Consider the following 22,266-nt stretch of genomic DNA (forward strand, 5'->3'; position numbering starts at 1 on the left):
ATCAGGTTTTTAGATAATAACAATATAAAGCAAAGGAGAAAGAAAATGGGAAAAATAATAGGCATTGATTTGGGTACTACGAATTCGTGCGTTGCGGTTATGGAAGGAAATGATCCGGTAGTGATTCCGAATTCTGAGGGTGGAAGAACAACACCTTCAGTCGTTGCATTTACAAAATCAGGTGAGAGATTGGTCGGTCAACCTGCAAAGAGACAAGCGATCACCAATCCGAAGAATACCGTCTTCTCAATCAAAAGATTCATGGGAAGATTCGTGAATGAAGTTGGAACAGAAAGAAGTGAAGTTCCTTATGAAATTGTAACTGGAGACAGTAACTCAGCAAGAGTAAAAATTCAGGATCGCATTTATTCACCACCGGAAATAAGTGCAATGATTTTACAGAAGATGAAGAAAACCGCAGAAGATTATCTCGGTCAACCGGTGACAGAAGCAGTGATAACTGTTCCCGCATATTTCAATGATTCACAAAGACAAGCAACAAAAGATGCAGGTGAAATTGCCGGTCTTCAAGTAAAAAGAATTATTAATGAACCGACAGCCGCTGCATTAGCATATGGTCTTGATAAAACCAGTAGAGATCATATGGTCGCTATTTACGATTTAGGCGGTGGTACTTTCGATATTTCTATATTACAGCTTGGTGATGGTGTCTTTGAAGTCAAATCAACAAATGGTGATACGCATCTTGGCGGCGATGATTTTGATCAGAGGTTAATTGATTATTTAGCTGATGAATTTAAGAAACAGGAAGGAATTGATCTTAAAAAAGATCCGATGGCTTTACAGAGATTAAAGGAAGCTGCCGAAAAAGCCAAGATAGAATTGTCCTCTTCAAATTCGACTGATGTAAATCTTCCATTCATAACAGCAACTCAGGATGGACCAAAACATTTAAACATCAACTTAAGCAGAGCAAAATTTGAGCAATTGATACATGACCTCGTAGACAGGACAAAAATTCCTTGTCAGCAGGCAATGAAAGATGCCGGAGTTTCTCCATCGGATATTCACGAGGTAATTCTGGTTGGAGGTTCAACTAGAATTCCGATGGTTCAACAGCTCGTAAAAGATTTATTTGGCAGAGAACCTCACAAAGGTGTAAATCCTGATGAAGTTGTTGCAATCGGTGCAGCTATTCAGGGTGGTGTACTTGCTGGTGATGTTAAAGATGTATTACTTCTTGATGTAACTCCATTGTCTCTCGGCATTGAAACACTTGGCGGTGTAATGACTAAGTTGATCGATGCGAATACTACCATACCGACAAAGAAAAGCGAAGTATTCTCAACTGCTTCAGATAGTCAGCCATCTGTAGAAATACATATTCTTCAGGGCGAACGGCCAATGGCTGCAGATAACAGAACACTTGGAAGATTTCATCTTGATGGAATTCCACCAGCACCACGAGGCGTTCCTCAGATTGAAGTTACTTTTGATATTGATGCTAACGGTATTCTTCACGTTGCCGCAAAAGACAAAGCAACAAATAAAGAACAGAGCATCAGGATAACTTCTTCCAGCGGTTTGAGCAACGAAGAAATCGACAAGATGAAACGAGATGCAAAAGAGCATGCTGCAGAAGATAAGAAGAAAAAAGAAAGTGTTGATATCAGGAATCAGGCAGATAGTCTTGTGTTCCAAACGAAGAAACAGATTGAAGATATGAAAGACAAACTTTCTGCTGATGCAAAATCTAGATTAGAGACAGAAATTAAAAAAGTAGAAGAAGCAATTGCGACTAACAATTCCGATCAGATGAAATCTGCAACTGAATCATTAAATAAAGTATGGAATGAAATAGCATCTCAGCTTTATCAGCAGGCTGGCCAGCAGCAAAGTGGTCAACAGCAGGCTGCAGGTGAACCTGAACAAACGCAGGATAAGAAGGAAAATGTTCAGGATGCATCATACGAAGTAGTTGACGACAACGATAACAAAGACAAGTAAAGTTAAATAATGGGAGGATTGGGAAACTGATCCTCTTTTAAATTAAGAAACGGATTCAAGGAGAAAAAAATGTCAGAGAATAAAGAAATAATAGCTGTCAAAGCAATTAATAATTATTCAATCGAGGAAATTCTGCGGACAGAGAATAATATTTCACCGGCATCGGATATTTTTGAGAATAAAGATGAGTATATCCTGATTGCGAATATGCCGGGAGTTGCACGAAGTGAAGTGCAGGTAAAAGTCATCGAAGAATCTCTCGTTGTATTTGGCAGGATAAATTACGATGAAGTTTCAAACAGAAATTATATCCTGAATGAAAATGAGGTTGGAAATTATTTTAGGAAGTTCAAAATATCTGATTCAATAGATAAAACGAAAATCAATGCAAAATATGATAACGGTCAATTGATTGTTCATCTTCCAAAGAGTGAAAAGATAAAACCAAGAACAATTGATATTGCCTGATTGAATAATATTATGAATTCATTGCCCGCTTTTTAGCGGGTTTTTTTATTCTTACCCAAATTCTCTGTTGCTTATCAAAAACGATTCATTTTTTTTCTGAACGAATACTCCAAATTTAAGATGATAAAAATAAACTTCGCACGAGATTCCATTAATAAAATCCTCTGGAGAACACTCTAGATACGTAAATCGTTTAATCCTTGAGACATCGAACACTAAACCCAAAGGATTTATCAGTGCTATATATGTAGATATCGCCACCCTCACTACCCAGACTCAAGATATACGCTTCGGACGAGCTCTCCGTAGAACCCCAAAAAAGAGTGCCTTCACCTAAACCGTAGAATACACCATTGCCATAACGGTAGCCCGCCAATAAAGCAGAGAATCCACTAATGTTTGTACCAGCACCACTACCTATTCCTTGTCCTACTGCTTTTAATGCATTGCCATCGTTGTTGACAGTTGCTCTAAGTGTAAGTAATTCTGATAAAGTTGGGATATGCCAGCCTGGAGGACAAATTCCTTGTGCATTTGACGTGATATACTGCATTGCTTCATTCCAATGATATAATCCACCATAAGTATTACAATTGTTTGGATCATTATTGTAACAGTATTTTTCTATAATACCATTGTTTGTTGCGTTCTGGCTTCCCGGTATATATATGCCCGCCTCAAGATTTTCTTTTAACCAACATTGAGTTCCTATCTTTACTGTGTGGTATGTTTTACCTTCATATAGAACTGTGGGACAATCAGGACAAAATCTCTCTATTGCCAAGTTTCCTAAGTCCAGAGTATCACTAGTTATACCTGGTAGATTAGAAAATGTTTTTCTTCCAATAATTGAACTTGTTGCTACGAGACTATCTATTTTTGTTACTAGGTAAGTATTGTTGGATTTATTTAATGGAATATTGATTGGACTCCCAATAGTTGTTAAATGTTGACTTCCATAAATCAACATCATTTTTTTTACAACCACGTATTTATCGTCAATGGTTATTCTTGAAATGTAAAAACCATTGGGCAAGCCGTTCAATTCTATATCTATGTAATTTGTACCGGCATCAAAAGTCTTTTCGGTTACATCTAAAACTATTTGACCGAGCAGGTTAAATACTTCCACTTTAACAATTCCACTTACAGGTATGGTAATTACAAATCTTGTTGTTGGATTAAATGGATTTGGATAGTTATTGGATACTGAGTAACCTAATGGCAGGAATTCGTCTTGCACTGTGATAATATTATTAAATGTAAAGTATCCAGCTGTGTCCGAAGTCGTATTATAAACATTCGTTGTGATATAAAGCTGCAATTCTATGTTTGCAAGCCCGACTCCATTTTCATCGACTAATTTTCCGATTACTATTTGAGGTTTAATTTCATTTGTAGAGAATGTTAAAAAAAATAGGGACAAGGTTAGTAATAAATTTTTCATATTACATCCTTTTAAAAGTTGAAAGAGTTACTTTTAAAACTTCTGCTTCGGGAGAGTTTTCAAATTGTCAGCCAAGGGAAAAAAACGTAATCAAACTCTAACTCTCTCGGAGTAGAGAAATATTACTTCTATTAACTTGCTAATATTATAGAAGATAATCAATAGGTTGTTATTATGGTTCGTATTATTTTATTTATTACTAAATTTCTTTAGTCACTTGCAATAATGTATTAATTTTTAGTGCATTCATCAGAACCTAAACATAGAGTCATTTTTATAGATTTGATGCGGGCTATTGCTGTAATTCAAATGGTGCAGGGGCATACAGTAAACGTATTGCTCGCAAATAATTTAAGAACAGAAGACCTGCCAATTTATGCTGTGTGGCATTTCCTGAGAGGAATGACAGCCCCGATTTTTATGTTCACTGCCGGAACTGTGTTTACTTACCTTTTTCGTTCAGTAAGAAAACCTTTTCTGGAAAATTACAGAGTAAAAAAAGGATTACGCAGAGTAATCCTTTTATTGTTCATCGGATATTTGCTCCGTTATCCGGCCTGGACTCTCTTTGATTTTTCTCAGGTAACTGCAGCAGACTGGCAATCCTTCTTTACTGTTGATGTTCTTCATTTAATCGGAATCAGTTTGTTGTTTTTATTATTTATTTTGTTTGTGGTAGAGAAATTAAAATTAAACTATACAGCTACTTTTACTATCGCCGCTTCAATCGTTTTTTTAATTTCACCAATTACAGAAATAATAAACTGGATTGAAATACTGCCTGCTCCACTTGCTGCATATTTTTATACTGGCTCAGGATCGTTGTTCCCGATTTTCCCTTGGGCTGGTTACGTAATTTCAGGAGGAGTATTAGGAAGTTATCTTGCTCAAAATCCGATGGTTTTTAAATCTGCCCGGTTCAGTATCTTAATTGGAGTTATTGGATTTTTATTAATGCTCTCTTCCTACCTGAGTGATATAATCCTTAATTCTTTTTCTATAAGTATTGCAAATCCGCAGGTTACACCAGTGACAATTTTATTCAGGATGGGTTTTGTTCTTCTACTGACGTCTTTAGTTTCCTACATATCACTCAAAGTAGAACATATTCCACATTTAATCATTCTTATTGGTAGAAACACATTACTTATTTACGTGGTGCATCTGGTTATTCTGTATGGAAGTACCTGGACACCCGGACTTGGATTAATTATGGGCCCAAGCTTGAGCGGCTGGCAATCATTTTTTGCAGCAATAGTAATGATAGCAGTGATGACTTTAATGGTTCTAATGATTCACAAATTTAAAATCAGGAACAAAGAGCTGGTTACTTGAATCGAATGTAAAACTTAATTTTCCTTTTTATAAATTGATCTAACAGATAAATAAAATTTTGAAATCAATTAATGCGTAAATCCAAATCAACAGATCCAATTGCCAGTGAAGATGAAAAAAACTTTGAGCAATCGCTCAGACCGTTGAGCATAAAAGATTTCAGCGGACAACAGAAAATCACAGATAATCTTAATGTTTTTATTTCAGCTGCAAAAAAAAGGGATGAAGCGTTGGATCATTCATTGCTCACCGGACCTCCTGGTCTCGGAAAAACTACATTGGCTTATATCATAGCAAACGAGATGGGAGTTAAACTGAAAGTCACATCCGGTCCCGTACTCGAAAAACCGGGAGATCTTGCAGGTATTTTAACCAATCTCGAAGAAAAATCTGTTCTGTTTATTGATGAAATTCATCGTTTAAGTCCTGTTGTTGAAGAATATCTTTACTCTGCAATGGAAGATTACAAACTCGATATTATGATTGATAGCGGACCAAATGCTCGTACTATTCAACTCAGTTTACCCAAATACACTCTTGTCGGTGCAACAACCAGAGCCGGAATGTTAACTTCACCTTTACGTGACAGGTTTGGAATAAAATTCAGGTTGGATTATTATGAAGCTGACAGCATTCAAAAAATAATTTTACGCTCGTCCAAAATTCTCAATGTTGAAATTGATGAAGATGCTTCTTATGAAATCGCTAAGCGTTCACGCGGAACACCGAGAATAGCAAACAGGTTATTACGGAGAACTCGGGACTTTGCTGATTATGACAACAAGAAAAAAATAGATATTGAAGTTGCTAAAAAAGCTTTATCTGCTCTTGAAGTAGATGATTACGGATTGGATGAAATGGATAAAGAAATTATTCTGGCAATAATAGAAAAATATAATGGCGGTCCGGTTGGTTTGAATACTTTATCGGTTGCAGTAAATGAAGATCCCGGTACTATTGAAGAAGTGTACGAACCATTTCTTATTCAGCAGGGATTCATTCAAAGAACTGCCCGGGGAAGGGAAGCAACAGCACTCGCTTATAAAAGATTCAATAAGAATAAATTCAGGGAAGGAGACTCAAAGTCTCTTTTTGAGTAGTACTCAGTTTTAAACCTACCAATTGAAATACAATTTTATGAATATCCATTTAAAACAAATTCGAATAAACGTTTTTTTGATGTTAATTACCCTGGCAAATTATCCATTAATCTCCCAAGATGATTTATTCATTCCAAGAAATATACTGGAAGCATACGATAAAGAGACTCGATCATTTGATGGAAGGCCCGGACCAAATTACTGGCAGAACTCAGCCGATTATAAAATCGATGCGGAATTCGATCCAATTAATTATACACTTACTGGCAGGGAAGAGGTGTTATATAAAAACAATAGTCCGGATTCATTGAATCGGCTTGTAATAAGATTATACCCAAACATTTTTAAAAAAGGAAGTGCTCGAGATTATTCAATGGTTCCGGAAGCTGTAAACGAAGGAGTAACTATAAGAAATATAGGTATTGATGGACGTTCAATCAATTTAGAGAACAGAAGCATTTTCAGAGTGACAAGCACTGTCGCAATTCTTTATTTACCAAGAGCAGTTCAGGCAAACTCGTCTGTTGAGATTTCAGTTGAATGGAGTTTTACTTTACCAACTAAAGCGACTTTGAGAATGGGAGTTTATGATACAACAGCGGTTTTTCTTGGTTACTGGTATCCACAGATTGCTGTTTATGATGATACCGAAGGCTGGGATTACTATAATTATAGCGGACAGGCAGAATTTTACAATGACTTTTCAAACTTTGAAGTTAAAATAACTGTACCTAATAACTATGGCGTCTGGGCAACTGGCGAACTTCAAAATCCGGAAGAGGTTTTAGAAACAGAGATTGCAGAAAAATATTTTTTAGCGAGAAATTCTGATGAGGTAGTTAAAATTATTACTCCGGATGATTTAAATTCTTCAGCTATCTATAAAAATGAAGAAGAGAAAATACATGGTTCTACAAAGCTGAAAACGTAACAGATTTCGCTTTTGCTTTGAGTGACAAATATTTATGGGATGGTTTATCGGCTAGTACCGATAGTCCTGATAACAAATCAGTATTCATTCAAGCAGTATATCCTGTAACATCTCCGGACTTTTATAATGTTGCTCAAGCCTGCAAAGATTTAATTAATCACTTCTCAGAGGAAGTTCCCGGAGTAAAATTTCCATTTCCATCCATCGTGGCATTTAACAATGGAAGAGTGGGAGGAGGTGGAATGGAATTTCCAATGATGATTAATGATGGATCGCCGGATATTTGGGAGAATACAGTTTCATTAACTGCTCATGAACTCGCACATCAATATTTTCCTTTTTATGTCGGTACAAACGAAAAGAAATATGCTTTTATGGATGAAGGCTGGGCTGTCTTTCTTCCTTTCGATTATATGGAGAAACTAACCAGTATCAATTCAAGATTGATTAGCAATGTCGGAAATTATGAATACATTGCAGGGACAGAAGATGATTACCCGGCGATGATACCTTCTGTTAATATGCCTTACAATTCGTACCGAAGCTCTGCTTACGATCGTTCTTCAATTTCGTATAACATATTGCGTGAATTACTTGGCGATGAAATATTTTTTAATGCATTGCGTGAGTACATCAACAGGTGGAAAGAGAAACATCCAACTCCTTATGATTTCTTTTTTACATTCAATGATGTTGCAGGACAAAACTTGAACTGGTTCTGGAAGCCATGGTTTTTTGATAAAGGTTTTCCCGATTTAGCGATCGACAGAGTATTGATGAATGAAAAATCAGCTGAAGTAACGATAAAAAAAATAGGTAATATACCAACTCCGGTAAAACTTAAGCTGACTTATGAGGATGAATCAGTACAGGAGATATTTTTTCCAGCTGATACCTGGAAAAATGGCAATAAAGAATTTTCAACAAGGATTGAAATAAACGGAACACTAAAACAAATCGAACTCGGTGATTTAACAATTCCCGATTCTGATCGTGAAAATAACTTGTTTATAGTTCACTAAGCGGAAAGGTTATTCTTCTTTTTTCTTTTTAGGTCTGCCTCTTTTTTTCGGAGCTTCCTCTACAGGTTTTTCTTCAGCAATCTCCTCCGTTTTTGCTGTTTCAACTTTCTCTTTCTCAACAACAAGTGATGGAGTTGAAGCAGGAACTTGAGTTATTGGTTCTTCTTTAATTTCCGGAACGGGAACTTCTTCTTTAATTTCTTTTATCTCTGGTTCTTTAAAAGCAATTTCCTGAACAGGAGGTTCTACAACTGCAACTGGAGTTACAAATTCTGGTTCAGATTTAACTGGCTTTTTTTGTTCGATTGGTTTTGGTTTGTCTTCGACTTTCTTTGCTATAACTATCTTTCGTCCACTTTTCCGCGTTCGGGTTTTTCCATATGAGTGGCGGAATCTTTTGCCCTTTTTTGATTTTTTATCACCTTTTCCCATTAAATTCTCTCCACATTTTTTATGATGAAATATTGCCCTCACAATAATACTTTTCAAAGTGCAAAATTTCAAAGAGAATACGACCTCAAAACATATTTTATTCTGAGGGATGAGTTGTAATGCTCAGCAATAATTGCTTAAATGTGTCGATTATTTAGCTTTTGAAGGGTTGAATACGCGAAAGGTAGTTATAAGCCAAATAAAATATGCAGTTAAAAAAATTATCCAGTTGAAATAAGTCGGTCTTACGGTTGTTAAATCTCCGGTTCCACTAATGATGATGCTGATACTATCTTCCATGAAAGTGAACAAAATAATCATCATTGATAATATGATAAATATCCAGTCCACCTTTCTAATTCTAAATTGTTTTTCTTTTACCAAAAAGTAACCTGTCACGATTAGCAGCAGAGAAATCAAAACTGGTGCAAGCACCGGTCCCCACCAGGGTAAAGGAATAAGAAAAAGTATATCCCATTCAAATAAAGATTTTGGCCACTGAATAAAAACGAATAACCAGATATAATAGAAGATATCCCAGACTCCAAAAGCTATAAAAAAATATCCTGCTTTTTTCCACGCAGTATTGCCAGCCATTAAACCAATTATTATCAGCATCACAATAGTTGCAGCTTCTCTGCCAAGCTCTATGAAAGTATACATATCTGGTTTGAAATTCATATCTCTGAGCAGATCTTTAATTCCATATAATCCTCTCAGATAAACAACAACAGCGGATTCCAGATAAGCCATTGCAACCACAAATATGATTACCAGTATTAGGTTCTTTTCCTTTTGCAATTGAGTTATTTGATTCTTTTTATTGATGACCTGAAATTTTGATCTTATGATTAGCTGCAAACTTTTCTATCTGTCTCCTGTGCCGAAGAATATGAACCACTGCGTGTTCGAGTAATTGTTCGAGATCATATTGCGGACCCCATCGGACTATCAATTTCACTTTCTGAATATCATCGTCTGAATATTCCCATTTGTCCTGTAATGTTTCAGAGGTATATGCCAGCATTTTTTCAAACTCTAATACAAATTCCTCCTTTGAAAGAACTCTTCTCTCAGGAGAACTTTTTGTAATACCGAACCAATCACGGATATAATCAGCATAAGCATAACCGGAATTCGTAACGTGTGAACAGATTGTCTGGACAGAACGGCAATCTTCATCTTTAGTTTCGGTATCAACAATTTTGACAAAGTCCGATTCGTTTATGTTCCCGATAAGATATTTAAATTCAGTTGCAGCTCTTTCATATTCATCCATCACGGCACCGATTCCGCCTTTGCGATAATTTTTTTTCATTTCTATGTTGTATTTCCTCTCAGTCATGATTTTGAACCTATAATTAGTAATGTAATATCATCAGATGCGGGCTGACCGGCAGTAAATAAGTGAACATCGTGGAGCAGAGTTTGAATTGTAGATTCACTTTTAGCCATGTGTTTTTGGATTCTATCCATTCCATACTCTTCAAATGAGGTATTCATCGCTTCACTAACACCATCCGAAAATAGAAGTAACCTGCTTCCGGGCCTTATTTCAATTTTATTTTCCGCAAAAACGTAGTCCAATAAACCCAAAGGTACACCGGAATTTGTTTCCAGAATATTTATTTCTTTTGAGTTAATTAATAATGGTGGAAGATGACCTGCATTTGCAAAAGAAAAAGTACCTGATCGGGTGTCAAGAATTGCATATATCATTGTTACAAACCGTGTCTTTGGAAAATCCTGTATCAGAATTTTGTTGACCTCAGTCAGTACTTTAGCAGGAGACAAACCTTTTTCTGCAAACATTCGTAAAATGCTCCGAGTTGAAGCCATTAAAAGAGCTGCTGCCATTCCTTTGCCTGCAACGTCCGCTAAAACAATTCCCAGCTTTCCTTCATCTAATTGGATGTAATCGAACCAGTCTCCACCAACTTCTCTGCATGGAATGCAAAGTCCTTCAATTTCAAATCCCTGCAGCTCCGGTTTCCAATTCGGGAATAAAGACATCTGCACGGTCTTGGCTTCATCAAGTTCCCGAGACATTCTTTCTTTTTCTTCGCGCTCGATTTTAAATAATCTGGCATTTTCAATTGCGGTCGAAACGTGACCGGCCAAAGCTTCCAGAAGCTGAATTCTTTCAGGAGAGAAAGCATTTTTTTCCTGATGTTGAAAATTAAATACTCCTATAAGTTGTCCCCGAATTTTCAGAGGAATATCAAGTTCCGAACATGTAGATTCTTCACTTACCTGGTAATACGGATCATTAGTTACATCTGGTGCGTAGTAAGTTTCGCCAATGAGTCCTACGTGACCAACCATTCCATATTCACCTATCTTAAATCTATCACCTTTTATATGGAAGTTTACAGTCCATCCTCTCACAGCAACAATTTCTAACTCGTTCGTTTCTTCAACCTTCAGCAATATTCCTGAACGAGAATACCCGAACGTCTGTGCAACATCGCTTACGACCTCTTCCAGGAGTGTTTCGAGATCTAAGATTGAATTAATCCTTTGAGCTACACGCTGAAGTAATAATAATTCCTTTATCTGCTGGTTTTGATTATCGGACATTTTTTGATGTTAGTAATTAGATAGATAATAATTTCAGTTTTTTTACTTTAGACAAGTCAAGTATTTTTTAACCGATTCAGACACTCAGAAAAATTTCTATTAAATGAAGATTAAATTTTAATATCAAGATTAAGTCAATTTAACGTTGAAAAATATCAAACAAAAATATCAGAAGAATAACCAACCGTGGCTGCCTGCTGCTGCACCAATGATCGTAATTATGCTTAATATAAAAAGATGAAGATGCATTTTATAAATTCTTCTGTACGTTCCTTCAGGATCGATCTCTGCTTTTTCTCTCATTTTTTTATGTAGGAAAAGTGGTTCTAATACAAAAAGCAGGAGAGTAAAAATCAACCAGATTAAAACCATCAGATGCATCCACCAATAAGAAATATCCAGAAACCTTTCCCACATATTTAATCTTGCTACCATATGAAATCCAGTTAGACCGACAAGTAAAGTTGTAATTCTCGATTGTCTTGCGAATCTATGCTCGGCTTTTTCAAAAAAGTCAATTCTCTCTTCTTTTGATTTGAATTGTTTAACTGTTGGGAGAAGAACTGTTGTAACAAATGCTACACCGCCAATCCATAATACAACACCAAGTATATGAAGGATCCTCGCAATAGCAAGATCATACATTGTGAATACCTTTAGTAATGATTATTGATGATTTATTTACAGAATGAAAATAATAAACTATTACAACTTCAGCCAATATAAATAAAAAGACCACCGTGAAGGTGGTCTTAAAATGCATACGTCTCTGTTTATCTAAGCTTATTTCATTAGAATCATTTTATTTGTCTTAACAAAGTTCCCGGATTCGATTTTATAGAAATATACTCCGCTGGAAAGATTGCTTGCATCGAAGTTTACTTCATATGTGCCGGCATTCATCTCTTCGCTGACGAGTGTAGCAATTTCTTTTCCAAGCACATTATAAACTTTAAGCGATACATAAGAACCTTCCGGGATTCTGAATTTAATGGTAGTGCTTGGATTGAATGGGTTAGGATAGTTTTGTTCTAATAAATACTCAGTCGGAATATTACTGGGTATTTCACTAACATCTGAAGGCGTCCAACTGGAATTATCAAAATAGACCCCGAGTGAGTTAGCGCCTGCAAATGCGTAAATAGCAACATCACCTGCTAGCTCTCCAACTTCTGGCCTTTGTAAGCCTGTCACATCGGTAGTTGTATCTGAAACTTGCACGCTACCAGTCCAGCTTGTTCCATTAAAACCTTTATACCTGATTGAACGAGGTGCCGCATTACCAGTGCCAGACTGTTCAAATACACTTTTGAATATCTGATTGCCGTCAGTTTTTCTTGAATAGAGAGCAGGCCATTTATTCTCTTCAGGAACAACCCAGGTTTGCATTGACCCCCAGCTTCCACCGCTTGGCCTTAAAGCCCAGTACAGATCATAAGAGCTGCCGTTACTTTTCTCAAAAACAAGTGCAACTATATTATTTGGATCATCTTCTCTTGAAGCGATAATTTGTCCATGTCTTGTAGTATCTGTTGAACCGTCTACAACTGTTACATGAGTTATCCATGATGCAGGATCACCATAGTCAGTGTTCTCTCTAGCATAAAGATTACCACTGTTGAAACCATTATAACTTGCATATACAGCACCATTCCAGCCATAGCAAAAATCAATATCTCTACCTAAAAATCCCAGAGAATGTGCATCCTGCCAAACCGTGCCATAACTACTAGGTTCAGAACGGATACATTTAACTACATTTAAACTGTCGTACAAACAAATTGCTCGGTAATTTGTGGATGAATTATTTCTGTCAACTGCAAAATCTGTTGGATATCCACTTCCTGAAGAGCCAACAACTGTCTGATAAGTAAAGTTTTGAGAAGCCATTTCGCTTTTAGCAAGTCTTAGCCATCCTCCTTCAAATGTATAGAAAACTAAAAGATAAGACTCTTGTGTTGAGGCTCCACCAATCTGGCCATCAAAACACATTATTTCTACTTTACTAAATAATTGCCCACCAAGTCCTATGTAACCCCATTGTAACCAGGAAAGACCGCCATCATCAGATTTATAAATGTATAAGCTATCTTTGGTTGATGATCCATCTTTACGTCCTATAACTGCTAGGAAGATTTCTCCATTACGGGAAATGTCCATACTGATATCGTATGCACTTCCACTTGTAATCATCAAATCGTCACCCCAAAGTACTTTGGATTGTGCCGGTGTTTCAAAAAGAATGCTTTCTTCCGGTTTATTGTCAAATTGTTTTGGAGAACCCTCAGGCATTCCATCAGCGGTAGGATCGAAAGTTCCATCGCTCACTGTGCCGTAAAGTTTTGCAACCTCAGGATCCGCTTCCTGCCAAGCTTGTATTATTTGTTCTCTTAATTGGTAGTATAAGTTCCAATCCTCGTTCGACTCGGCATCTGTTATTTGCTGAATCAGAGATTTGATATTTTCCGGCACAACAATGGATTTGCTGCCAGAAACCATATCTCCAGATTGAGCATTAATTAGTACTGAGCAAATGGAAAAAAGAAAAGTGAAAACAACTATAAGTTGTTTCATATGTGACCTCCTTGTGTTTAGTGATAGATAGTTAGTTTAGGTTTTAATTACTAATATGAATGGAAAAAAGATTGCCGTATTTAGAAAAAAGAGTATCAATTTTACAGAGCAAGTATTGGTCAAACCACTTCTATACTGAAAATGATTCCGAAGAAAAAGAAGTAATTATATAACTTATAAACTTGAATAATGATTACAATTTTAATTTATGATAGTAACTTTTTTGATAAAATCTACAAATTGAGTTGAAAAAAAATAACTAAAACGAAAAATTGTTTGAATTAAGTTTTTCAATTCTTCTTACATCTCTTTTTCTGCAAGTAACAATTTTTTATCTACAAATTGTCCTTGTTCGATGTGGTCTTGAGTGACATATACTGTGCCATTTTCATTATGCGGCTCACCAAAGACTGAATGAACTGATTTAAGCCCTCCAAGCCACTTTCGTGCATCGGTGAGATACACTAAATCGCCTGGATTGGCTTTCATTTTTACCATTTCTGTCGTAGAAAAGTTAACAGTGTCATCTTCACCGGGCTTTTGTTTCCAATGCACTTTTACTTTCTCACCCTCAGCATCATTTATCTTACTGCCTTTGAAATATTCTTTAGTTTTACTTAGTGACCAAACAGTAAGTCCATCGGTCTTTTCTTCTTCGTTATACTCGATGTAATAATCAGATATTATAATTACTAAAATGACAAGTATAATTACTGCACCAAGTAAAACAGGTAACGAAGCTAAATTAAGTATTATCATCAGGAATAATATTATGGAAGCGGTTATCATTCCGATCATTAATAATCCGTGATTGGGTAATCGTTTAATCTTCTCTATTAATTGCTGCTGTTGCTTCTGTGTGATGGTGGTAATCACTGCAACTCCCAAACATACGATCAGGTTATAAAGAGCGCCGATATAAATGTAAGGATGTTCGGGAACGTACTCAGTGCCATGAGCAAAAATCTGAATCAGTGGGACCGGGTAATGCATTCCCAGAACCATAAGTGCAACGCCGCCAACGAATGTTGAAATGACTGCGGTGTTTGTAAATTTTTTCCAGAAAATTCCGAGGAAAATTCCAACAACCAGTGGTGGAGTTAAAGTTGAGTGAAAATATCCATGAGCTTCATACACTGTAGGGAACTGGCTGAATGGTATTACGGCGAGTACACCCATAACTGTAAAAACTGCTGTAGCAACCCTTGCGGATAATAATTCCTGCCTGTCTTCTTCTTTCCAGGTTTGCACTTTTTTACTCAACCATTTTTTTGCAGGACGATGAACATCATTAATATAAATCGCAGCAATCGCATTTAGCAAAGTATCAACCGTTGACATTAATGCGGCGGTTAATGCTGCCATCACAAATCCAAAAACACCGGGATGTGATATTACGTTCGCGACGACCACAAATATTGCGTCGGGGTCAGTGTTCGGGCTTACTACATCCGGGTTGATAATGGATATTGCTTTGCCAATCCAACCTGCATTACCAACCACAATAGCAGAGATAGGAAGCATAAACAAGATATTAAATGCTGCAGCCTTTCTTCCTTCATCAACACTTTTACATGACATAAAGCGCATAATCAAGCCCATGTTCATAAATAAAAATCCGATTGAGCCAGCAACACCATCCTGCCAGAATATTCCTACAAAGTTAAAACCGGGTGGCTCATTAAAATGTGCAAGTGGTAGTTTCCATTCTGTCGGAAGTAAATTCCAAAAAATATCAAATCCACCTAGGTAAGAAATTCCAAGGAAGAATACCAACATTCCAGCAAAAATTAAAATGAATCCTTGTGCCAGATCAGTGAATATTACGGCCGTCTGTCCGCCATAAGTAATATATATTCCAACGATCAAAGCAATTACTACTACAAGACCCATCAAAGTTACTTGTATATTCATTCCGAAAATATCAAAGCTGGGTGGAAGTAATGGCAGGATGGCTTTACCCATCGTCAACAATCCGATACCGACATAACCAATCATATAAAGCAGAAGAAGTATGGTTGCAAGAAACCTGGTTGCTGCTGAAAATCTTTTTTCAAAATACTCGGGTATGGAGCGAATCTTTGTATATACAATTATTGGAAGCCATCCGAAAATAAAAAATGGAAGAAAGAACCAGTCGTTCATATAAGTCATTGTAGAAGATAGACCAGCTTCAAATCCTTTTGCTGAATACTTTATAAAACTATGACTTCCAACTCCCGTGGCTACTATACTCATTGCAATCAGCCACCATGCAAAACGTCTTCCTCCAAAAAAGAAATCAGTGGTTGTTCTGTTGTATTTTCCGAAATATGAACCAAAAAGCATGATAGCAATGAAGTAGACAATCATTACTATCCAGTCTGTCGATGTTCCAATGCTGTGATATGTTTCCATTAATGTTTTTCTTTAATTAGAGGTATAAGGCAGCGAGGATTAATGCTGCGTGTATAAAAACGAAATAGAAGAATCCAAAAATCAGAATATTCCACCAGTACTTATGTCTGCGTTTATGAAGATCAACACTTCCAGCTTTTCTTACCAATATCATTCCGCTTAAAAAAAATATTCCACCGAATCCATAAAGGTAAATAAAAGGTAGCCAGGTTTGCTCAAATGTTGGCATAAATTTATCCGATTGTAGAGATATAAAAATTAATTACTCGAAACAATAAATTATAAATAAAGTGCAGCAACAATAAGAGAAGCATGCACGATTACAAAAAAGAAAAATCCTGAAATAAGAATCGTCAGCCAGACGCGGTGGTGTTTTTTTTTCAAATCCAGAGAACCGCTTTTTGTGATTATCCGGAGCCCTGTAAAAAAGAATATTCCTCCAATTACATATAAGTAGATAAATGGAAGCCAGCTGTTAAAAAAAGTAGGCATCGGTAAAAATAGTTTAAGAAATATTTATTGGAATTTTCAAAAGAAAGTTAGGCAACGGGGCTTAAAGATTCAACTGAATTAGTCATTTTGATTTTATGAAATTTATTGTTGTTACTATTTATCACGATAGCAGGGTTTCAAGACTTTTAAATGTCAGCTCTTTAAAATTCGCTGATTTACTTTCATTATTGAATTCTTTTAAAATTGTACTAAACAAAAAACCCCAGCTTAGATGAACAATGTAAAATGGTAAGGCGATGTTCATACTTTCAATTCTGCCGGTGTAGATTGAACTTAAAATCAGCGATACAACTTCGCTTTCTTTTTTAGTAAATGTTGAAGGATTGATTTTTCTTTTTCCTGAGATTCATCTTTGAAAAGCAGAAGCAGAAGATCGTACAAAAGCTTGTAACGCTGCGGGAGTGTTTCTTTAAATGCAAAATATTCTAGAAGCCTTGCACCTACCGGAAGATCCTGATTATTGAAAATTGCTTTGATATCGTCAATAAATTGTAAGGATTGGAATTCTATTGAACTGTAGTAAAGCTCATCTTTTGATTTAAAATAATGATAGATGGTCGGTTTACCTATTCGAACATCGCGGGCAATTTCTTCAAGAGTTGTTTTGTTAAATCCGTGCCGGCTGAACCTTTTTGCGGCTGCCCGGATAATTTCTTCTTTTCGTTCTTTAGCCAAAATATTTCAATTAATTAGAACGTGAGAACAATTGATCAGCAATTTCTTTTTCGGCATCGCTCTGAATATTTGAACCGGAATCAGCAACATCCCTCGAACTTGCATCAAATATATCGTCAATGCCTTCAAAGAATTTATGCTTTCTCTCTTTCTTGTTTCTTTTATTGTTGATGACTGCTTTTGAGCCAAAATATACAGCTATACCTGCACCGATTATTCCGCCGAGGATAATTCCATATAAAAGTAAATTCGATTTATTTTTGCTCATCGTATAACCCCTATTTTATTTTATAAAAAATATTTGAATTAAAGCTATTCAACTTGCTTAACATTTTCTGATACTTTGAAAAACCTGCTTAGTAAAAATGCACCAATTACAACTACGAGGCAACCGATTACGTTATACCATAGAAATGGAATTTCAGTAAATAAGTAACAATATAACACAATCAGTTCCGCTGCAATTGCAGCCAGAAAAGTTGGAGTCCCTGAAACTTTTTTTAAGTAGAACGCTGTTAAGAAGATACCAAGAATTGTTCCATATACCAGCGAGCCTAAAATGTTTACTGCTTCGATTAATGAACCGAGTTCCTTTGCGAATAGAGCAAACAGAATGGCATAAATTCCCCAAAAAATTGTAGCAAGCTTTGAAACTTTTACATACTGTGCATCCGTGGCATCCTTATTTATAAGCCTTTTATAAAAATCAATTACAGTTGTTGAGGCGAGTGCATTTAGTTCAGCGGATGTGGAAGACATCGAAGCAGAAAGTATTGCGGCTATTAAAAGTCCGACAAATCCAATCGGTAAAAAGTTAATAATGAAAGAGAGAAAAATGTAATTTGTATCATTCGCATCAGAAGCAGGATCAGATTTTTTGATGACTTGAATAGCCTGATTTTTTAACTCATCTGATTTTTTTTGGGTTTCCACCAAGTTTTTAGTTTGCTCTTTAATCTTTATGTCGTCATCACTATGAATTGATTGAATCAGTGATTTGAGTTCTTCCTGCTTTTTAGAGTGAATCTCAGCATACTCTTTTTCAATTTCATTGTACTCAGAAGCATATGATCCGGACTTAACTTTTGTTTCTTCAACAGGATTAAAGAACAGTGGAGGAGTAACAAACTGAAAGAAAACAAATACCATCGCACCGATAAAAAGAATTATGAATTGCATCGGAACTTTTACCATCCCGTTTGTAAGTAGTGCAAGTCTGCTTTCTTTTATTGAACTGCCAGCAAGATATCTTTGAACCTGTGATTGATCAGTCCCGAAATACGAAAGCATCAGGAAAGTGCCGCCAATTATTCCGGACCAAAACGTGTAACGATTGCTTAAATCGAATGTGAAATCTATTGCTTTAAGTTTTCCCATTTTCCCAGCAACATAAGTTGCATCAAGAAAAGAAACATCTTCTGGCAGCAGTGAGATCAAAATGTAAAAAGCAGCAAACATTCCTGTAGTTATAATTATCATTTGCAGAAGGTGAGTTTTATTTACAGCAACTGAACCGCCGATAGTTGTGTACAATATCACCATTGCACCTGTGATGATAATTGTAATGTCTAAATCCCAACCAAGTATAACAGACAAAATCAATGAAGGTGCATAGATAGTAAATCCCGCTGCTAATCCTCGCTGGGTCAAAAACAATGCGCTTCCGAGCATCCTGTTCTTTAAATCAAATCTTTTTTCAAGATATTCATAAGCTGTGTAAACATTCAGCTTATTGTAAATCGGTACCGCAGTTATGGAAAGAATAATCATTGCGATAGGCAAGCCAAGATAGAATTGCACGAAACTCATCCCATCAACGTATGCTTGCCCGGGAGTTGAAAGAAATGTTATTGCACTCGCTTGCGTTGCCATAATCGATAGTGCAACAAGCCACCATTTGGAAGTTCTTCCAGCACGAATATAACCATCAACATCATTTGTATTTCTCGATTTCCAGGTGCCATATAAAACCACAAATCCAATGAAACCGCTTAGTACAATCCAATCAACTGTGGTCATTCAAATGCCTTGGTGAATAAGTAGAAAAGCATTACCATGATTACGAGACTGATGAAGACAACACTATATAATTTGTACCATGTATCAAAAAATGGAGGATTATTTTCAGACTCATTTAGCTCATTGATGTCGTTTTTAATATCATTACTCATTCGTATCCGCTGAGATTAAATTAATAAAAAGTTTATATGCGCCTTCAACACCAGCTGGTAGTTGTCGGAAAAAAGACAGTCCAGTATAAATAAAAATTCCTTTACCATAGTTTGAAATCAATATTGATCCTCTTTTAACATCTTCGCCTGTATCATTCATTTCCAAAAGCGGAGTGAATTTTTCATCCCACTCATTGGGGAAATACAAACCTCTTTCCTGAATCCATCCGTTAAAATCATTTTCAGATATTTTAAATGGATAATTCAGAACTGAATTTTCATTATTAATTATTTTGACAGGTGAATCCTCTTCAGTCACACGGTCTCTCGAGATTGTTAATTTGTATGGAGAAGGATCAGCGAGCATTTCGCCAAGTGTGTTGTATTGAACGATGAGAGTGCCGCCATTCTGCACAAAATTCAGAAGATTCTGCTGATCAGTCGAAAGTCTTTGATAAGTATTGTACGCACGAATGCCTGTGATAACGACATCATAATTTTGGAGTAATTCTGCAGTGATTGGTTCATTTGTGAAAACATCAACCATGTATTCCAAATCTTTCAGCAATTCCGGTATTTTGTCACCGGAGCCCATTATGTATGCGATTTTTTGCAGAGTTTTTTGTGGAAGATCAAGCTTTAAAATTTTTGCCGAAGCAATTGGTAAAACAATCTGAGGCTGAATATGTGGATACTCAATTGTTTTAAGACTGTGCGTAAATAATTTTTCGCCAATTTCAGCTTGAGCTTTTATCCCTGCCAAATTATCATTATTGATTGACTTAATCCTGAATTTAAATTCTTGCTCCTGTCCTTTTTCTGAAAATGCGAATTGGTAAGTCGATGGAGAAATATCCCATCCCTCAGACGGAGTAATTTTCAATATCCCATTCGAATTACTTTTCATACTTTTCACAAAGACTGTTATTTCTTTTTCTTCTCCATTCTTTAACAAGTATAAATCTTTGTCAAAGCTGATAACAACTTGAGGCACAATTTCAATTCTCTTGTAAACTTCACCTTCTACGGGATCATTTTTTCTGAAGAAGACAGGAATTTTCAAACTAACTTCGGTCCCAAATAATTCAAAGTTGAATGTTGAGTAGATCGGGTAATCAGATTTCGGATTTCCAATTAAGTTTTGATCTTTAACTGTGTGAATGTCTTTATGATGTCCATCTTTTAGCCAGTAAGGCTGACTATATGCCTTATTCGAAGGAATAGAAATTTTTCTTTCTATCGAAAGCATTTCACCCTTTACAAGAATGGAGTTGAGTAATGAATCTTTAGTTTGATAATCAATTGAGATTGACTTTAAAATTATTGGAGCATCTGACCTCACGACAAATCCAGCTTTGACTAATTTTTCAGTTCCAGGTGATAGAAAATTTTCCTCGGTTACGACTTCAGCCCAGATTCCGGCACAGGATTTTATTACATTCATAAGTTCAATAGATTTTACGCCGACCCAATATTTGTCTCTCAGCTTCTGAAGTTCAGAATAAGCTTTTACTAAAAGTGGAAGTATCGCGGATGGATTTTCAAAATCAAATTCTGTTTCAGCTTGTTCTAATAGCTTCGAGACATTTTCACTTCCATCGACACGATTCCAGCTCAAATCAACTCCTCGAAACAAATCGTTACTTGCTGGCTCACCATCAAGCTGAAAAAAATAATTAAATAAATTTTCACGTCTACCTGATGCACCGAAGCCCTGACTTTTATGCATTGTTCGGCTTAGTGCAGAAATTTCGGTGTAAGATCTACCAAGAAGGTTATTGTATTCACCAAAATTTATTTTGATTAACGTATCGCCGTTTATTCCCATTGAACTTAAAGCTGGTGGCCACGCATTCCAGAAAATTCTTTTTGGCTGCCATGGTTCAACATATTTTAATTGCTCTGGGAAAGATTCTTTTTTACCGGAGAGGTTAAATGCTTCAACTGCTAAAATAGCTGATGCTGTATGATGTCCATGAGTTCCTAATCCGTTGGTCGGAAATCGTGTGACGATGACGTCCGGTTTAAACTTTCTTATAACCCAAACCACATCCGAAAGAATTTCTTCCTTGCCCCATTTTTTCAATGTCTCATCAGGAGTTTTGGAGTATCCAAAATCGACCGCTCTTGTAAAAAATTGCTCTGCTCCATCGATATTTCTTGCTTGCAGTAATTCCTGTGTTCTTATAACTCCGAGTAAATCACCTTGTTCGTCACCGATGAGATTTTGACCGCCATCACCACGGGTAAGGGATAGGTAACCAGTTCTTAAATTTTTTGAATAATTGAAGTATGATAGAAAAGCAGTGTTCTCATCGTCAGGATGAGCAGCAATGTATAAAACACTTCCAAGTGTGTTTAATTTTTTCAGAGCAATTTTTATTTCGGATGCATTCAGTGATTCGGATGGCTGGCAAATTATTACCTTTATCGAAACTAACAGTAACAGAAAAATTTTTTTTGTCATAAACACAAAATAATAAATTGAAATATTGAAAGATTTGAATTAAAATTTAATGATTAGTCCCGATAATCCAATAAAATTTTTAGGGTAAAATTTGGGATTATATCAACGGCAAAAATCCTTGATAAAATTTGATTTGGATTTTTAGCGATTTAAATGGATGAATTTCTTTCAATATCCTTCCAGATG

Annotated in this window: 19 protein-coding genes; 6 read left to right on the top strand and 13 right to left on the bottom strand. The window is 36.1% G+C overall.

What is annotated here, in order from left to right; all coding sequences use genetic code 11:
* Positions 1–45 precede the first annotated feature (45 nt).
* Positions 46–1,968 (top strand): molecular chaperone DnaK, encoded by a 1,923-nt coding sequence (dnaK, locus tag IPM14_13535; GenBank protein ID MBK9099114.1) that lies wholly within the window; start codon positions 46–48, stop codon positions 1,966–1,968.
* Between the two features lie 69 nt (positions 1,969–2,037).
* Positions 2,038–2,436 carry an Hsp20/alpha crystallin family protein gene (locus tag IPM14_13540; GenBank protein ID MBK9099115.1) on the top strand — a complete coding sequence of 133 codons (399 nt, stop codon included), beginning with the start codon at positions 2,038–2,040 and terminating at the stop codon, positions 2,434–2,436.
* Positions 2,437–2,629: 193 nt separating this feature from the next.
* On the opposite strand, the gene IPM14_13545 is transcribed toward IPM14_13540, so the two are convergent.
* Entirely contained in the window at positions 2,630–3,862 is a 1,233-nt protein-coding gene (locus tag IPM14_13545; protein MBK9099116.1) for a T9SS type A sorting domain-containing protein, read from the bottom strand.
* Positions 3,863–4,168: 306 nt separating this feature from the next.
* Here IPM14_13545 and IPM14_13550 point away from each other — a divergent pair, with 306 nt between their 5' ends.
* The 4 genes from IPM14_13550 (at position 4,169) to IPM14_13565 (ending at position 8,271) form a co-directional block, all read left to right on the top strand.
* Complete coding sequence (locus tag IPM14_13550) at positions 4,169–5,218, top strand: DUF1624 domain-containing protein (GenBank protein ID MBK9099117.1); 1,050 nt, start codon at positions 4,169–4,171, stop codon at positions 5,216–5,218.
* Between the two features lie 71 nt (positions 5,219–5,289).
* A complete protein-coding gene (gene ruvB / locus IPM14_13555; protein MBK9099118.1) occupies positions 5,290–6,318 on the top strand; it encodes a Holliday junction branch migration DNA helicase RuvB in 1,029 nt (342 codons plus the stop codon).
* A gap of 76 nt (positions 6,319–6,394) precedes the next feature.
* A complete protein-coding gene (locus tag IPM14_13560; protein ID MBK9099119.1) occupies positions 6,395–7,249 on the top strand; it encodes a hypothetical protein in 855 nt (284 codons plus the stop codon).
* Between the two features lie 17 nt (positions 7,250–7,266).
* Positions 7,267–8,271, top strand: coding sequence for a hypothetical protein (locus IPM14_13565; protein ID MBK9099120.1), 1,005 nt, complete (start codon positions 7,267–7,269; stop codon positions 8,269–8,271).
* A 9-nt stretch (positions 8,272–8,280) separates the two neighbouring features.
* On the opposite strand, the gene IPM14_13570 is transcribed toward IPM14_13565, so the two are convergent.
* From IPM14_13570 to IPM14_13625, 12 genes are all read right to left on the bottom strand, one after another.
* On the bottom strand, positions 8,281–8,703 hold the full coding sequence (locus tag IPM14_13570; GenBank protein ID MBK9099121.1) for a 30S ribosomal protein THX: 423 nt from the start codon (positions 8,701–8,703) through the stop codon (positions 8,281–8,283).
* A gap of 150 nt (positions 8,704–8,853) precedes the next feature.
* Positions 8,854–9,456, bottom strand: a complete 603-nt coding sequence (locus IPM14_13575; protein MBK9099122.1) for a hypothetical protein — start codon at positions 9,454–9,456, stop codon at positions 8,854–8,856.
* 67 nt (positions 9,457–9,523) lie between these two features.
* A complete protein-coding gene (locus IPM14_13580; protein MBK9099123.1) occupies positions 9,524–10,021 on the bottom strand; it encodes a DinB family protein in 498 nt (165 codons plus the stop codon).
* Positions 10,022–10,044: 23 nt separating this feature from the next.
* Positions 10,045–11,283, bottom strand: a complete 1,239-nt coding sequence (locus IPM14_13585; GenBank protein ID MBK9099124.1) for a SpoIIE family protein phosphatase — start codon at positions 11,281–11,283, stop codon at positions 10,045–10,047.
* Between the two features lie 168 nt (positions 11,284–11,451).
* Positions 11,452–11,928, bottom strand: a complete 477-nt coding sequence (locus IPM14_13590; GenBank protein ID MBK9099125.1) for a hypothetical protein — start codon at positions 11,926–11,928, stop codon at positions 11,452–11,454.
* 138 nt (positions 11,929–12,066) lie between these two features.
* On the bottom strand, positions 12,067–12,672 hold the full coding sequence (locus IPM14_13595; protein ID MBK9099126.1) for a T9SS type A sorting domain-containing protein: 606 nt from the start codon (positions 12,670–12,672) through the stop codon (positions 12,067–12,069).
* A 1,485-nt stretch (positions 12,673–14,157) separates the two neighbouring features.
* Entirely contained in the window at positions 14,158–16,254 is a 2,097-nt protein-coding gene (locus IPM14_13600) for a sodium:solute symporter family protein (protein ID MBK9099127.1), read from the bottom strand.
* A 16-nt stretch (positions 16,255–16,270) separates the two neighbouring features.
* Entirely contained in the window at positions 16,271–16,483 is a 213-nt protein-coding gene (locus tag IPM14_13605; GenBank protein MBK9099128.1) for a hypothetical protein, read from the bottom strand.
* A gap of 563 nt (positions 16,484–17,046) precedes the next feature.
* Positions 17,047–17,442 (bottom strand): TetR/AcrR family transcriptional regulator, encoded by a 396-nt coding sequence (locus IPM14_13610; protein ID MBK9099129.1) that lies wholly within the window; start codon positions 17,440–17,442, stop codon positions 17,047–17,049.
* Positions 17,443–17,452: 10 nt separating this feature from the next.
* Positions 17,453–17,710 (bottom strand): hypothetical protein, encoded by a 258-nt coding sequence (locus tag IPM14_13615; GenBank protein MBK9099130.1) that lies wholly within the window; start codon positions 17,708–17,710, stop codon positions 17,453–17,455.
* Positions 17,711–17,754: 44 nt separating this feature from the next.
* The gene (locus IPM14_13620; GenBank protein MBK9099131.1) at positions 17,755–19,461 is read right to left on the bottom strand and encodes a sodium:solute symporter; all 1,707 of its coding nucleotides are present in this window, start codon (positions 19,459–19,461) and stop codon (positions 17,755–17,757) included.
* A 144-nt stretch (positions 19,462–19,605) separates the two neighbouring features.
* Positions 19,606–22,080: a PIG-L family deacetylase gene (locus IPM14_13625; GenBank protein ID MBK9099132.1), complete on the bottom strand. Its 2,475-nt coding sequence runs from the start codon at positions 22,078–22,080 to the stop codon at positions 19,606–19,608.
* Positions 22,081–22,266: the final 186 nt, after the last annotated feature.

Source organism: bacterium (assembly GCA_016716565.1).
GTDB lineage: Bacteria > Bacteroidota > Ignavibacteria > Ignavibacteriales > Ignavibacteriaceae > IGN2.

Coding starts and splice junctions, on each gene's coding strand:
- IPM14_13600 (MBK9099127.1), bottom strand. CDS start 16,254: ATGGAAACATATCACAGCATTGGAACATCGACAGACTGGATAGTAATG.
- IPM14_13625 (MBK9099132.1), bottom strand. CDS start 22,080: ATGACAAAAAAAATTTTTCTGTTACTGTTAGTTTCGATAAAGGTAATA.
- dnaK (MBK9099114.1), top strand. CDS start 46: ATGGGAAAAATAATAGGCATTGATTTGGGTACTACGAATTCGTGCGTT.
- IPM14_13550 (MBK9099117.1), top strand. CDS start 4,169: ATGCGGGCTATTGCTGTAATTCAAATGGTGCAGGGGCATACAGTAAAC.
- IPM14_13605 (MBK9099128.1), bottom strand. CDS start 16,483: ATGCCAACATTTGAGCAAACCTGGCTACCTTTTATTTACCTTTATGGA.
- IPM14_13575 (MBK9099122.1), bottom strand. CDS start 9,456: ATGGCTTATCTGGAATCCGCTGTTGTTGTTTATCTGAGAGGATTATAT.
- IPM14_13580 (MBK9099123.1), bottom strand. CDS start 10,021: ATGAAAAAAAATTATCGCAAAGGCGGAATCGGTGCCGTGATGGATGAA.
- IPM14_13595 (MBK9099126.1), bottom strand. CDS start 12,672: ATGCAAACCTGGGTTGTTCCTGAAGAGAATAAATGGCCTGCTCTCTAT.
- IPM14_13615 (MBK9099130.1), bottom strand. CDS start 17,710: ATGAGCAAAAATAAATCGAATTTACTTTTATATGGAATTATCCTCGGC.
- IPM14_13620 (MBK9099131.1), bottom strand. CDS start 19,461: ATGACCACAGTTGATTGGATTGTACTAAGCGGTTTCATTGGATTTGTG.
- IPM14_13540 (MBK9099115.1), top strand. CDS start 2,038: ATGTCAGAGAATAAAGAAATAATAGCTGTCAAAGCAATTAATAATTAT.
- IPM14_13590 (MBK9099125.1), bottom strand. CDS start 11,928: ATGTATGATCTTGCTATTGCGAGGATCCTTCATATACTTGGTGTTGTA.
- IPM14_13585 (MBK9099124.1), bottom strand. CDS start 11,283: ATGTCCGATAATCAAAACCAGCAGATAAAGGAATTATTATTACTTCAG.
- ruvB (MBK9099118.1), top strand. CDS start 5,290: ATGCGTAAATCCAAATCAACAGATCCAATTGCCAGTGAAGATGAAAAA.
- IPM14_13570 (MBK9099121.1), bottom strand. CDS start 8,703: ATGGGAAAAGGTGATAAAAAATCAAAAAAGGGCAAAAGATTCCGCCAC.